The organism is Vibrio sp. 1CM24A, from assembly GCF_023161725.1.
In the GTDB taxonomy this organism is placed as follows: domain Bacteria; phylum Pseudomonadota; class Gammaproteobacteria; order Enterobacterales; family Vibrionaceae; genus Vibrio; species Vibrio coralliirubri.
Genome location: NZ_JALNTS010000001.1, coordinates 860,516 through 874,582 on the forward strand (window position 1 = coordinate 860,516; position 14,067 = coordinate 874,582).

Genomic DNA, 14,067 nt, shown 5'->3' on the forward strand with positions numbered 1-14,067 from the left:
ATCACTTTAAACAACAATAAACCTCTCCCTAGGTTACTCAACATAAACGGCTACTCAACATACACAACACCCTAAACAACGCCCATAAAAAAACGCGAACATTGAAATTCAATATTCGCGCTTATTTGATTTCTATGACAGAAAGAACTTAACCCACGAGACGCCTTTTTATAAAGCGACTCCTGTTCGTTGCTCTTTCAATATCTCAGAAAAGATTACTTCTGAGGAGCTGGCTTAGAGCGGCTTCTCGACGGTGAAGGCTTGTTGCCTGTCGGCTTATTTGACGACTTGCTTGGGCCGTAGCTACCGCCGTAACCAGACTTCTTAGGCTTGCCTGCAGGTTTACCCGCGTTGTTTGGCTTACCAGTACCGTTAGATTTACCCGCACCGCTTGGTTTGCTTAGAGTGTTCTGAGCACCCGCGTTATTTGCAACAGGTTTATTGCCCGCACTACCGCGCTTAAAGTTGCTGCCGTTGTTTCTTACTGATTTATCTTCACCTGTCGCAGCTGAATTGTTTTCAGCCGGTTTCTTTCCAGATGTTGGTTTACGCTTTGGCGCCGAACCATTGCCAGCTACATGACGCTTGTTCTTACCTGCTGGCTTGTGCCCGCGAGCGTTATCACCAGAGCGTTGACCATCAGCATGCTCACGTGGCTGTTTTGCTTTCTTCGGTTTCTTAGGCTTGATTGGACGTGAATCCAAGCGAGACTCAGGTAACTTGTTTACTGGAGAGAAACCTTCCAGTTCACGACGCTCTAGCACTTGTTGAATAAGGCGTTCAATACCGAACAGTTCACCCACTTCATCCGCACAAACCAATGAAATCGCTTTACCTACTTCACCAGCACGGCCAGTACGACCGATACGGTGTACATAGTCTTCTGATACATGAGGAAGATCGAAGTTAACTACTTGAGGCAGTTGTGGGATATCGATACCACGAGCTGCGATATCAGTTGCAACAAGTACTCGTACCTTACCTGTTTTGAAGTTCTCTAAGGCTTTAGTACGTGCACCTTGGCTCTTGTTACCATGAATCGGCGCCGCTGTAATGTCTTGCTCTTCAAGGAAGCGAGCAAGCTTGTTAGCACCGTGTTTCGTCTTACTGAACACCAACACTTGTCGCCAATCGTTATCTTTGATTAGCTTCGCTAGCATTGCGCTCTTTTTCTTTTTGTCTACTGGGTAGATGCTTTGCTCAACCGTTTTTGCCGTCGAGTTTGCAGGGCTTACTGAAATCTCAACAGGATTGTTCACCAAGCCTTTCGCTAAGCTGCGGATATCATCAGAGAACGTCGCTGAGAACAGTAGGTTCTGACGCTTCTTAGGCAAGAAAGCTAAGATCTTACGGATATCGCGGATGAAACCCATGTCTAGCATGCGGTCCGCTTCATCTAGCACTAGGATTTCTAGTTGGTCAAAACGCACTGCATTTTGGTTGTATAGGTCAAGTAGACGACCAGGTGTTGCCACCAACACGTCACTGCCTTTACGCAGTTTTTGCATCTGAGGGTTAATCTTCACACCACCAAACACTACCGTCGAAGTCAGCGGTAAGTTAATACCGTACTTCACTACGCTGCCATTCACTTGCGCAGCAAGCTCACGAGTTGGCGTTAGCACGAGCGCACGAACTTGGTTCTGACGTACGCGAGTACCTTTCGATAACATTTCAAGAATAGGTAGCGTGAAGCCTGCAGTTTTACCTGTACCTGTTTGAGCAGCGGCCATAACATCTTTGCCCGTTAGGACAGCTGGCACGGCTTTCTCTTGTATTGGTGATGGCTTATCGTAACCTTGTGCTTCAATAGCTTTAAGGATCGGTTCAGAAAGGCCAAGGGAGGTAAAACTCATAGATTATTTTCTCAGTTGAATAACATTTAGTATGAGCAACACGTTAAAAAGTGCGTTGCTTCAGCTTTTGCTCATCAAATACATTGATACGGAGCAAAGCGCGGTATTCTGAGGCTTTTCCCCACATTCAGCAACTAAATTCTAATCGCAGCTCAAATTCAACCTAGATAACTTGTCGCTTCTGTTCGTACATTTTTTCATCAGCGGCTTTTAAGAGCGCATCGACATCATTGTAGTTGTTATTTTGAATAACCCAACCCACACTGATTCTGAGATAAATAGAGTGCGCCTCGTACACAACTGGTGCCGAGCATATCGCCTTTCGTAGTTTAGTCACGATCGACGATACGTGTTGATCATCGATGATGCGTGGCAATAAGACCAAGAACTCATCACCGCCTATCCTTGCGACAATATCTGAAACACGCAGTTCACTTCTGATGCGGTTAGCACACTCGATCAATACCTGATCGCCTGCCGCGTGACCATAAGTGTCGTTGATTGCTTTAAACCCATCGAGGTCGATATTTACAACAGCAAAGGTTCTCGCTCTCTGTTTTTGAGTGGTTTTGAAGGCCTGCTTGAGGCTATACATGAAGTATCGACGATTCGGCAACATAGTTAACTCATCATGCATAGAGCGGCTATCTGCAATGCGGTACAGGCGATAAATAGTAAAGAAGGCAAACGCCAACACTAATATAATGGAGTAGCCCACCAGCCTAACCGCTTGGATGCGATACCAAGGCTGATCCATTAATACGTGTTCGTTACCGGAGAGAGCAAGGTACCAACCACCGTATGGAAAACTTACCTGTTCAGTGGCAAACGCATTATCGAACACATCCTGAGTACCATAAAAGACAGCGCCATCTTTACCTGAACTGTTTGCACCACGAATAGCGAGTTCATATTTATTCTCGATCTTGCCGATGCCAACATCTTCAAACAGCTCATCTAAACCGATAACAGCACTGGAGACACCCCAGTAATCTTGATTGAAAGGCGGGTCTCGGAAGATCGGAGTACGCGTAATAAGAGCTTGCCCACCTTGAAACAACTCAAAAGGACCGGCAATAAAGGTGTTGCCAAGATTACGGGCTATCTCAACAGACTCCCATTGATTTGGGTGATCACGATAATTAATACCGAGAATCTGCTCATTGCCTTCCAGCGGGTAAACAAAGTTTAGAATGTCGTCTTTGGCGAGTCCGATAAGTCGAATATGGAAGCCATCTTGAATGATATTCTCAGCAATCTTATCCCAATTTTTCACCTCACCATCGGGGTTGATGGTCACTAAGGTCGAGAAATTATTGAGGATATACATATCTGACACGATCGCGGCTTCAATCCGAGAACGAATAATGGATAGTTGCTTTTTTGCCTCTGAATACGATTCGTTTTTAAGAAAAGTTAATTGCTTGGCATGAAAGAACTCAATTGCGCTTACCATCGCAAGAAAAAAAAGAAAAGATACTACTCTGGCAGACCACTGCTTGCTAGAACCACTTGGCATTTACGAACCTCTAACACTATTGTTCTATATACTGCCTTATAACGGCTCATTTCTGGCTTATTGCCCCAGTATGCCGCTAAGTCATTAAAAATCCATACTAACGTCGACTATCTATCAAATATTGAGTGATCCATCACTTCAAACTTCTTTACTAAACGAATGGTTTAATCAAAAAGGGTTAGTGAACCTTATAAAGCTTACATTGTATTGACTCAACGCTTACATTAAAGGATTCATCAATGTTATTTTACATAGACTAATAATCAGCTTGGTACCTCACGACATGAAGTTAAAAACTATCACACTGTGTACATTGCTATCAGCCTCGGTTGCCGTTGCCGTTCATGCACAAGAACACGTTCAAGCGCCAACCGCAGTGAACGTTCAATCCCAAGCAGATTCGCTCAATTCTCAAGAACAATCTTTCAAGCAATCTGCTGACCTCATTCGCACCACCTATGAAAGCCAGCTTTACACTCTGCCTGCATTCAAAGAAGGTCACTACGGGCTGCGCATGTATCGTCAAACATTAGACGACAAGTATTCAGCGGCGGTGTGGAGCGACATGGCTCGAGTAGCAAGCAAGCTCAGCACCCTGTCGAATGACGTTCAAACCATGGAACAAATCGTACTCTACTCAGAGAAGCGAGTTGCATCTTATATTGGTGATAACGATGAGCGCAGTGTTCGACGCTATAACATCACCAAGCACATGCCTGAGTACCTTTATCTTGGTGTTGACCTTCTAGGCTCTATGGCTCGTGCTAATGAATACGGTTTAGAACACAAGAACGATGCCAAGCTGCGCGAAATCATTCGTCGCTATGACTTCTCTCGATACGTGACCAATGAAGACATGGTGAAAGCGTGGGCTGCTCAGTTAGCGAATCAGGTTTACTGGTTGCGTCAACTGGGTGAGCAAGATGTCGTTGATGAGTTCGTCGATACCTTCAAAAAAGCATACCCAGACGATAAAGACAGAAAGCTTTCAAGCCAGCAATACGGCAATAAGATCTATGGTATGACACACGTCATCTTTGGCGACTCAGAATATTACCAACATCAAGTCAGCGAACAAGATCATCAATGGATCTACGATTACTTTAGAGAAAACATCGATACGATTTTGCTTCGTGCAAAAGAAGATGTGATTGCTGAGGTTGGATTAACCTTCTTATTGGCAGGTTTAGAAGATGACCCAGTTGTAGAGAAAACTCGACTCGCGATTCAAGCTTCAATCGATGAGAAACAAGGGATGATCCCTTCAATTACTGGCGATTTTGACCTTGAGTACGGTGAACACCGCAACGTGCTAGCAATCATGCTACTCGATTGGCAGCAAGTGAATGAAGCGCCGACTTATGAGGGCAACCCTAAGATGTTTACTAACATCCCTTACGGACTCATTAAAAACCAGCCGCAGAAGAACTAGCAACATACCTAGCCGAGGTTAATCTAAGAACCTAAAAAGCCGCACACCTTTCGAGGCCTGCGGCTTTTTTAATTCTTTCCACACCATCACGTCATTCTGGCTTAGGTTTAAGTTTGAGTTCAGGGGCAGACTTTGTTCATCACTATCGTGAAATCCCCTTCTGTGTAACCTTCTATTAAGGAGACATCGTCACACAACGTTTTACAGAAGCGATAAACACCTTGAGAGTGATAACTCATCAAGGTATTTCGTGAAGGGTAGTGACTTGAGTTGAGAAGATTAAAAATCACCGTCTGATTCGCCAATTCATACATGCGAGTAATCATGTTTGTCAGATAATCAGAGTCACGAGAGACATAGTTCAGTGAACCACTTGCGATAACCACGTCGTGCGCTTCTAGGTTCATCTTACTTATGTCACCCGCAATGAATTTGCACTGAGCTTCGGTGTAGTTTTGCTTGGCCTTTTTTAGGAAATCAGCGTGCTGGTCAACGCCTGTGTAAGAGCGAATACGGTAGATACTGTCGAGCAACTCAAACAGCTCGCCATAGCCGCAACCTAAATCTAAAACACTCTTCTTTTCGAAGTCCGCCGCACGAGCGATCACTTCAAAGCGACACAACTGGCTCTCTTCGCTAGTCCAACCTAAAGCTTTAGCCTTGTCGCCATTCGAGCGGTTAGTCTGTTTCCGATGATAGCGATACACCTTCCAACGATCGAGCCAGTGCATTATGAGAAATCCACCCACACTTCACGACCACCAGCCAGCTCTTGGTTATGGTATTGCCATTGATATTGCGCGAGCAGCTTTTCAGTGAGCTCTAACCCTAGGCCAAAGCCCAAATGATTGTCTTCTATCGTGCCGTCAGTATTGTGATTAACAATGGTGACTTTCGAGCCTACCTGAACGATGCCCACGGTACCGCTTCCAGTGTGTTGGAAAGCATTGCGAAGCAAATTGGTCAGCACAATTCGTGTGAGTCCTAGTGGCAATTGGCATTGTGTGTCGTCACTTTTAAGATTCACAGCCACAGCTTTGCCATTCAATAGATAGCTTAAATCGTGGTTTATTTGTTGCAACAGTTCGCCAAGATGTATGTTTTCCAGAGGCAGATCTTTGTCTTGTTGTCGGGTAAGCCACAACAAGGTTTCTGTCAGGTCTGTCATGGTGAAACCCGCGCGCTTGATTCGGTCTATCACTTCAAGCTGCTTTTCTGGGCTCTTTCCCTTTTGAATCAACTTCTCTAGCAATTCACTATTGGTTCTTGTGACCGCAATAGGAGTACGTAATTCGTGGCTCGCGTAACCCAAAAATTTCTGCTCTCGTTCTAAGCTGTTTTGAACCGAACTCAAACTATCACGAATGATGTTAGCCAAGGTGTTCAGTTCACTGAAGTGAAAATCAGGTGTCGGTTCATTGAGGTTATCTTTATCTAGCGATTTGGCCCAGTTCTTTAGCTGCTCAACAGGCGATGCCACCTTACGTAACACCAAAACCAAGATAACGAAAAACAATACAATCGCACCCAGTGCGGTCAAAAAAATCGTGATAAAGTGCGGAAGCCCTTCGTCATTAATGAAAGGGTCATGTTTTTGAGCAAACACCGCAGAAACATAACGAACCTCATTACCTTTCATCACCTTCATGGCGAAATAGCCTTTCTCGGGAGGTGAGAATATAGATTTGCCAATGATTATTTTGGTCATGCGGTTGAATTGCAGTTCGTTCTGGTTAAGGTTGTTCTGAATACTTTGTGGCAAGTCGCTCCATTGGGTCGCCACCGTAAATTCTTGATTGGTCATAGGCTTGCCCGCCTTCACCGCATCTTGTTGTGCTTGGGCAATCATAGAGCCACGCATAGCGATATCCATCCCCGAGACAAAGTAGTTTACGCTCAACGCAGAAAGAACCAGAATCGTCGTGACACCTGTAACCAGAATCGCCAACAAAACGTAGATCCTTAGGCTTGGTCTGATCTTCATGCTTGTCGTAACTCCTTAATCGCAAACCCTTTACCCGCAATGGTATGCAGCAGCTTATTGTCTTGTTCCGCGTCCACTTGTTTACGCAGATTGAAGATATGCACTTTCAAGCTGTTACTGTCTGGTTGATCGTCGCCCCACACGCCCTGCATGATGGTCTCGCGAGAAACAGGGTTAGGGCTAGAGCGCATCAAGATTTCCAGTATTTTGAGTGCGGTAGGCGAAAGCTTTAAAGGAGAATTATCACGATAGGCTTGATGCTGTTTGAGATCGATTTCCAAATCGCTTACCGACAAGCGGCGAACCTGACCACTGCGTCGCTTCGCCAACACTTGCACTCGAACAATCAACTCTTCCATTGCAAAAGGTTTCACCAGGTAATCATCGGCCCCTTTTGAAAAGCCTGTCAGCTTATCATCAAGCGTATCACGTGCAGTTAGCATCAAAACGGGTGTATCAATGCCCTGCGCTCTGAGATTCTCACACACCTGTAAGCCGTTCATTTTAGGCAAGTTAAGATCGAGAATGACCGCGTCATATCGGTTTGTTTCGATGAGGTTGAGTCCAGCTAAACCATTCGCTGCATGATCGCACTGGATATCTTCTAAATCGAGGTAATCAATAACCGCAGTGGCCAAATCGAGGTCGTCTTCAACCAAAAGCAATTGAAGCTTATCTGTGAGTTTATTAGTGACGGATTCTACCATCATGACGACCTCTATTGTTAGTTGTAGTGTAGCTTTGTAGTGATCTTTACTATCTTAATCTGTAGCGAGCCTAGACCTATTCAGCTGATGATATCTCGGCATTCATCAGCCTAGATATCATTAGCTTAGCCATTGTTAAGCTGTTTGTTCAATGCCTTTGACTCGATTTGTGACTTTAAGAATCAGAGACTTAATCTCACACTGAATCATTAACAATGCAGGTGTCAGAATCAGCGTAATAAACGTCGCAAACAAAATACCGTAGCCTAGCGCCGCTGCCGCAGGGATCAGGAACTGAGCCTGCAGAGACGTTTCACTTAATAGTGGCGTCAAACCTGCGAACGTGGTGACCGATGTGAGTAACACGGCTCTTAGTCGACCAGAACACGCTTCAACAATCGCATCGTGAACCGACTTGCCCTCCTCTTTGATTAGTTCGTTAAAACGAGATACCAACAACAAGCTGTCGTTCACCACCACACCGCTCAACGCAAGGATACCGTTTAACGATAGGATACTGATTGTTAAGTCATTCCACCAGTGCCCTAAGATTGCTCCAACAATACCAAATGGAATCGCTGTCATGATGATCACCGGCTGAATGTAAGACTTCAGCGGAATAGCAAGAAGGGTATAAATCGCTATCATGGCAAGTATGAACATACTCATCATTGAACTAGCCGTCTCTTCTTGTTCTTCCGTTTCGCCAGCAAAGTCGACCGTTAACCCCGGGTATTGCGCTTCTAAATCGGGCACTAATGTATCTTGCAGCTGATGAACTAGCTCTGCAGGTGCAACCACGTCTTTGTCTAATACTGCACTGATGTACACCGCTCGTTGGCTATCAATGCGTGTGATCTCTGATACTTGGTAATCAGAATATACTTCAGCGACTGTGCTCAAAGGTACCACGGTGCCGTTGTTGGTTCTCACGCTCGATTGCTTGATATCCGCAATGGTTTGACGATCCGATTCAGGATAACGAACACGGACTTTCACCTCATCTTTACCACGTTGGAACTGCTGAACAATATCACCACCAAACGCTTGCAGTACTTGTTGCGAAAGGCTTGCAGTATCAAACCCTAACGCGCGACCTTGTTGTGTTAATTCGAAACGATACTGAGGCTCGCCAAGATCCAAGTTATGATCAATGCCACTCACACCTTCAATCGCTTGCAGTTTAGTTAAGAACTCATTACCCGCCGCAGTCACTGATTCTTCATTCCACGCTTTCAATTCTACTTTGAAGTTGTCGACCATCTCCATTTTAGACAAGACTTTGAGCTTCTTAACCCCTTCCATCTGGCCCACTGTCTCTTGCCAAGCATCTGCAAACTCGTTCGATGTATAAACACTGTCGCTATCTAATTCAATTTTAACTTGGCCAGAATCATCAGCATCGGCGATAACCTGAAGGCTAAGCAGTTCCGATGCTTCATCTTGAGCACCGTATTGCGCTCTCAGAGTTTCATCCGTTTGTGTCGCCGCCGCTTCAAGCACCAACAAGTTTTGTTGGGTTTGACCAAAACTCGCGTCGTTTTGCATCGACATATCGGCAGTTACTGTGTCGCCCGGCATATCAGGGAAAAACGCCACACGAACCGCGCCTGTCATTGGTAATCCTGCTACTAAGATTAGTAGCGACAAGAAAACCATCACCACGGCATAACGCAGTTTCAGCGCCCATTCAATCACAGGGCAATAGATGCGCTTATTAAACCAACCGAGTCCAGTATCGGCAGCATGTTGAACACGAGCCCAAAGCCCCTTTTTGTCGCTGCGCTTGGTATTAATGTGCGCAAGGTGTGATGGCAGGATGAACTTAGACTCAACTAAAGACAGCAACAAACAGATAGTCACGACCGTGCCGAATTGAGCGTAAATTTGCCCCATTTTACCGTCAACATTCGCTAACGCTAAGAAGGCAACAACTGTCGTTAACACACCAAATATAGTTGGTGATGCCACCTTCATGGTGCCTCGTATAGTACTGCCTATCGAATCGCCTTCTTCTTTGCGCGTGGAATAGATACTTTCCCCAACCACCACCGCATCATCGACTACTATCCCGAGCGCCATAATGAAACCAAAGGTGGTCATTTCATTGATGGTTAACCCCATGAAGGTATCTGTCATGAAGAACATGGTGCCAAAAAAGACAAACGGTAAGCCAGCTGCTACCCAGAAAGCGACACGCACGTTTAAGAATACCGCTAACACCATGAACACCAATGCAATACCGGTGAGCGCGTTCTTCATCAATAGGCTTAAGCGGTCTTTGATCATGGTACTTTTGTCGTACCAAGTTTCGATTTCGACATCGCTCGGCAGCATGTTGCTGTTTTCCCAGCGTTCTACCACTTTCTCTGCTTGTTCAACAATGCTGACGACGTCTCCGTATTCATCCATCACGATCTGAATTGCCATCGCATTCTGTTGGTTATAGCGAGACAGCATGAAAGTGTCGTCGGCAAACATGTCTTCTACATTGGCAATATCACCCAAGGTAATTTGCGTACCGTCAGTCGTCGTCATCACCGGAATCGCATTGAAATCTTGGATCTCATACGCCTGTTCAGAAACCTTCAAACGAACCGTTTTTTCGCCATTGCGAAGGCTAGTCGAAATAGCCGCAGAAGATTCCGCATTGATCGCTTCAGAAACGTCAGTCAGAGTTAAGCCGTAAGCCTGTAGCTTGTTCTCATCAACCTCAACCGAGATCATAGGATCGGCTTTGGCTTTGATTTCCAAATCACGAATGGATGACTGGCTCAGTAGATCTGATTTCAATTGCTCGGCTAAGCTCTGCAGCGTTGCTCTGTCTGCATCCCCATAAAGCTGTACCCATAAGGCATGATCTTGCATGCGAGCTTTATCAATCACAGGATTATCAGCGCCAGAAGGCAGGTTATTGATCGCATCTACCTTGGTTTTTACGTCGGCTAATAGGGTATCAAGATCGTAAGTGCTGGTTTTTTCGATCGAAACATGGCTGCCATTCGCATCAGACGTTGACGTAATACGCTTAATGCCCGGTACGGTTTCTAACGCATCTTCAATCTTAATCGCTAGGCCTTCTTCCGCCTGAATAGGGTCACCACTGTCATAGGTCACAGATACAGTTACCACATCGGGTTCAAGGCTTGGAAATGCTTCTTTACGTAGCGTGTTAAGCGATAAAAGGCCTATGATGATCACGCCCACTAACAACAAATTCGCTGCTACAGAGTTATTCGCGAACCATGCGATTGCGCCAGTGTGCGGTTTAGTTGGCTTCTGGTTACTGTCCGCTTGGTTATTCGGTTTCAACTCATGAGACATGACTAACCCTCCGCCTTAGCCAGAACGACCATGCCCGCTTTAAAGCTACTTAACGGACGCTTAACCACTTGTACACTGTCACCAATTTCCAGGCTCAATTTGGTAGGGTCGATGTAAATCAAACCACCCTTTTCAAATTCAACATTCGCGTTTGATTTCGAAAGTTGACCGCTATCATCCACAAACCACAGGTCGCCTTGCTGAGAAAGAGCTGAAGCCGGAAGTTCCCACAATTGGGTTAACTGCTTACCCGAGATCGTCGCTTGTACGAACGTGCCTGGATAAAGATCTTTCTCTTGATCCAAAGGATTATCGACTTTCACGATCAATGAGCGCTGACGCGTATCTTGTTGTAAGTGCTGCTCTACTCGCTCGACATAACCTTGCCATTGGAATTGACCGTCAGAACTCGATAGAGTCACTGGCCACGGCTGATCTTTCAATTGCGTGTTATCGCTGTTGGGTAAGCTCAACCATTGGCTTTCAGAAAGGGGGACAGAAACTTCAACCTCATCAACGCTGTATAACGTGGCTATCTGAGCGCCCGTTTGTGCGTAGCTTCCCGGTTGAACATCACGGCTCACGACCAACGAATCAAAAGGGGCAACCAAGGTTGTTTTTTCGAGGTCTTGCTCAGCCTTCACCAATTCAAGCTTGGCGTTCTCCAAGGCTGCTGTTACCTGTGCCAGTTGTGGCTCGCGTAATACTAAAGGTGAATCCGGCTCGCCAGACAAACCAGAGCGTTGCCATTCAGACTTAGCTTGTTCGCCTTGTCTCTGCTCTTCCAACAAATCCAGTTGAGCTTGAGCCACATTTGCCTTCGCTTGGGTTACCGCTTGTTGGTAACTGGTCGAATCGATATTAGCGATCACTTCACCTTGGCCAATCACTTGCCCAGTTTCAAACTGAGAGCTGATCGTTTCTACTCGGCCATCAACTTCCGTCGAAAACATCAATTCGTAACGCGACTTAGCTTCCCCGTAACCCACCACTTCTGCTTGGTAGTCACCGAGAGTGGCAAGTACCACAGACACTTGCTGTTGTTGTGAAGCAGGCAAGCTCGTCGTATCAATAGACTTGGTTTGAATAGGCGTAGCTTGAGGCTCTGCAACCGTTAGTTCATTCGTCTTTTGAGGAGTAGGAGCCACTTGTGAACCATTGTAAGCAAGGGCAGCAAAAATGCTTGAACCAGCCACTAAGGTGATTGCAATTGTGATGGTGTTCAGTTTCATGAAGATACTCCCAAGCCCAGAGCTAGGCCTAAATCAATTCGGTTTACGAGACGGTTATAAATGGTTTGTGTTAACTGCGCTTCAAGGTCATAGGTTTGCTGCTGAACAGTAAGTAGATCAAAAATGTCGACCAAACCCTGACGGTATTTCTCTTCATAGCTAGTGAAGCTGCGTTGTGCGCTTACCAAGGCGTTCGTTAGGTGTTGCTGTTGAAGCGTTAATGAGGACTCTTGCCCCATCGCATTTTCCACTTCATTCACCGCATTGAGCAGTGTCTCTTGGTAAGCCCAGTAACTGGTTTCTGTGGTTAGATCTGCAATTTCTGCCTGTGCTTTTAGCTTGCCACCTTGAAACAGTGGTGCAGACACTTGGCCAAGCGCACTCCACAAAGGCCCGGTAAGCAGCGCTTCACTCGGAGAATCCGCCATATCAGTCAGGCTTGCAGATAAACTGATAGACGGCAGCATCGCTTTGTATGCCGCGTCAGCGCGCAGAGTTTCCGCTTCGATATTGAAGAAAGCCGCTTGAAGATCGGGACGACCTGCTAGATCTTGTGTCGGCATATTGTCTAGTGGATTAATGATGGTTGGAAACGAACCTAGCTCAGCAAGGGATAGCTCATCAGACTCACCACTCCATTGCCCTGTTAACAAAACCAATTCACGTCGGCTTTGTGCAAGCTGCTCACGGTAATCAGCTAAGGTTGCTTGAGTCGATGCGCTGCTCGTTTTTGCATTATCTAGATCTTCAAGGCTACCTAGCCCTGCGCGATAACGCTCTAAAACAAGCTCTTCATTATTTTCTAGAATCACCAAACGCTGCGATTCGATATCGACAAGCTGCTGCTTCAAACTGATATCAAGCCAACCTCTCATCACACTCGCGACCAAAAGATCTTGAGCGCCCTGAAGGTTAGCCTGAGACGTCGCAATGTCTTTTAAAGCGGCGTTGTTTGTGTCTGCAAGCTTCTGCCATAGATCGAGCTCCCAACCAACCGTGACATCAGTGGTGTAGGTTTCGGTAGTGCTTGAGCCGTTAGTGCCTTCGTCAGCTTGACCAGAAAAGCTCGCATCGACGGTTGGTAAGCGATCACCTGAAGTTACACCTTGCTGCGCATAAGCTATTTTGAGTGCTGTAATGCTTTGTTGGAGGCTTGGGCTGTTCTGCAGAGCACGCTCGATATAGAGATCGAGCTCCGGTGCATTCACTAAATCGGTAAGTTGTAGGTTTTCAGCGTCTAGATCTTGTTGAGTCGACGCTTGATCACTAGAAGCCTGTTGAATCAGCTCTGCGAGTAAGCTTTGTTGTGTCTGATTAGTGCTTTGCTCAGCGAGTGAAACATAGTCGGCCTGACTGGTTGTCGTGCAACCCATCAATCCGATTAGAGCAAGTGAAATAAGGGAATGTTTTAAAGGAAGATTCAATTTCATCTTCTTGTCTCCTGTATGAATGGAGACAAGATAACGAGCTGGGGGTTAAGAGAGGGTTAAGGCGAACGTTAACCCCAAAAGAAAATACAAAAAGCGTACGTTTAAACTTTTGCTTTACGCTTCTGACTTGCTTGAAAAGAGCCCGCCGATTTTATAACCGATCGCATAGCAAACTACGGCGACAGTGACAAACACCAATGCCGAGAAGAAATACGCTACAGACGCTGCAACACCAGCCCCCCACACGACGCTGAACACCAAACCGAGATAAGCCTCTTTTGGCCACTGGTAGATAGGAAACTGAGCGCCGCCGGCAATTAGGTAAACCATCGCAAACAAGCCAATGAAGGTAACAATAAGACCGATGAGAACGCGAATGTTCATGGAGAGACCCTTGATTAATTTAGCTTGGTTGCCATTGTTCCTAGTCGAAAGCGGATATGCTTAGTCGAAACCGAATATTCTTAATCGAAGCCGAATGCTATTAAACGCAACCTGATGATATTCAAGTATATCGGATAAAAGGAACTGGCTCTATTACTCTTCCGAGTGAGCTTTTACTCACGATAGACAAATCAAAGTC

At 45.8% G+C, this 14,067-nt stretch carries 10 protein-coding genes; 1 reads left to right on the plus strand and 9 read right to left on the minus strand.

Annotated features, from left to right (window positions below):
• Positions 1-215 precede the first annotated feature (215 nt).
• Positions 216-1,856: a DEAD/DEAH box helicase gene (locus tag MSG38_RS03595; RefSeq protein WP_248401010.1), complete on the minus strand. Its 1,641-nt coding sequence runs from the start codon at positions 1,854-1,856 to the stop codon at positions 216-218.
• A gap of 163 nt (positions 1,857-2,019) precedes the next feature.
• Positions 2,020-3,375 (minus strand): diguanylate cyclase, encoded by a 1,356-nt coding sequence (locus MSG38_RS03600; protein WP_248401011.1) that lies wholly within the window; start codon positions 3,373-3,375, stop codon positions 2,020-2,022.
• Between the two features lie 283 nt (positions 3,376-3,658).
• Between MSG38_RS03600 and MSG38_RS03605 the strand changes: the two genes are divergently transcribed.
• Positions 3,659-4,807, plus strand: coding sequence for a DUF3541 domain-containing protein (locus tag MSG38_RS03605; protein ID WP_248401012.1), 1,149 nt, complete (start codon positions 3,659-3,661; stop codon positions 4,805-4,807).
• A gap of 119 nt (positions 4,808-4,926) precedes the next feature.
• Here the strand turns inward: MSG38_RS03605 and MSG38_RS03610 are convergent, their stop codons facing one another.
• From MSG38_RS03610 to MSG38_RS03640, 7 genes are all read right to left on the minus strand, one after another.
• Positions 4,927-5,538: a class I SAM-dependent methyltransferase gene (locus tag MSG38_RS03610; RefSeq protein WP_122082729.1), complete on the minus strand. Its 612-nt coding sequence runs from the start codon at positions 5,536-5,538 to the stop codon at positions 4,927-4,929.
• Positions 5,538-6,791, minus strand: a complete 1,254-nt coding sequence (locus MSG38_RS03615; protein ID WP_122082730.1) for a HAMP domain-containing sensor histidine kinase — start codon at positions 6,789-6,791, stop codon at positions 5,538-5,540. Before MSG38_RS03615 ends, MSG38_RS03610 begins: the two co-directional genes overlap by 1 nt.
• A complete protein-coding gene (locus MSG38_RS03620) occupies positions 6,788-7,498 on the minus strand; it encodes a response regulator transcription factor (protein ID WP_248401087.1) in 711 nt (236 codons plus the stop codon). Before MSG38_RS03620 ends, MSG38_RS03615 begins: the two co-directional genes overlap by 4 nt.
• A gap of 135 nt (positions 7,499-7,633) precedes the next feature.
• On the minus strand, positions 7,634-10,822 hold the full coding sequence (locus MSG38_RS03625; protein ID WP_248401013.1) for an efflux RND transporter permease subunit: 3,189 nt from the start codon (positions 10,820-10,822) through the stop codon (positions 7,634-7,636).
• Positions 10,823-10,824: 2 nt separating this feature from the next.
• Positions 10,825-12,054, minus strand: a complete 1,230-nt coding sequence (locus tag MSG38_RS03630) for an efflux RND transporter periplasmic adaptor subunit (RefSeq protein WP_248401014.1) — start codon at positions 12,052-12,054, stop codon at positions 10,825-10,827.
• Positions 12,051-13,484, minus strand: a complete 1,434-nt coding sequence (locus tag MSG38_RS03635) for a TolC family protein (RefSeq protein ID WP_048661573.1) — start codon at positions 13,482-13,484, stop codon at positions 12,051-12,053. Before MSG38_RS03635 ends, MSG38_RS03630 begins: the two co-directional genes overlap by 4 nt.
• A gap of 114 nt (positions 13,485-13,598) precedes the next feature.
• The gene (locus MSG38_RS03640) at positions 13,599-13,868 is read right to left on the minus strand and encodes a hypothetical protein (RefSeq protein ID WP_017060599.1); all 270 of its coding nucleotides are present in this window, start codon (positions 13,866-13,868) and stop codon (positions 13,599-13,601) included.
• Positions 13,869-14,067 lie beyond the last annotated feature (199 nt).

What these genes read in the sequence shown, in the direction of transcription:
- MSG38_RS03605 (WP_248401012.1), top strand. Translation starts at nt 3,659, where the DNA reads ATGAAGTTAAAAACTATCACACTGTGTACATTGCTATCAGCCTCGGTT.
- MSG38_RS03595 (WP_248401010.1), bottom strand. Translation starts at nt 1,856, where the DNA reads ATGAGTTTTACCTCCCTTGGCCTTTCTGAACCGATCCTTAAAGCTATT.
- MSG38_RS03610 (WP_122082729.1), bottom strand. Translation starts at nt 5,538, where the DNA reads ATGCACTGGCTCGATCGTTGGAAGGTGTATCGCTATCATCGGAAACAG.
- MSG38_RS03620 (WP_248401087.1), bottom strand. Translation starts at nt 7,498, where the DNA reads ATGGTAGAATCCGTCACTAATAAACTCACAGATAAGCTTCAATTGCTT.
- MSG38_RS03615 (WP_122082730.1), bottom strand. Translation starts at nt 6,791, where the DNA reads ATGAAGATCAGACCAAGCCTAAGGATCTACGTTTTGTTGGCGATTCTG.
- MSG38_RS03635 (WP_048661573.1), bottom strand. Translation starts at nt 13,484, where the DNA reads ATGAAATTGAATCTTCCTTTAAAACATTCCCTTATTTCACTTGCTCTA.
- MSG38_RS03625 (WP_248401013.1), bottom strand. Translation starts at nt 10,822, where the DNA reads ATGTCTCATGAGTTGAAACCGAATAACCAAGCGGACAGTAACCAGAAG.
- MSG38_RS03600 (WP_248401011.1), bottom strand. Translation starts at nt 3,375, where the DNA reads ATGCCAAGTGGTTCTAGCAAGCAGTGGTCTGCCAGAGTAGTATCTTTT.
- MSG38_RS03640 (WP_017060599.1), bottom strand. Translation starts at nt 13,868, where the DNA reads ATGAACATTCGCGTTCTCATCGGTCTTATTGTTACCTTCATTGGCTTG.
- MSG38_RS03630 (WP_248401014.1), bottom strand. Translation starts at nt 12,054, where the DNA reads ATGAAACTGAACACCATCACAATTGCAATCACCTTAGTGGCTGGTTCA.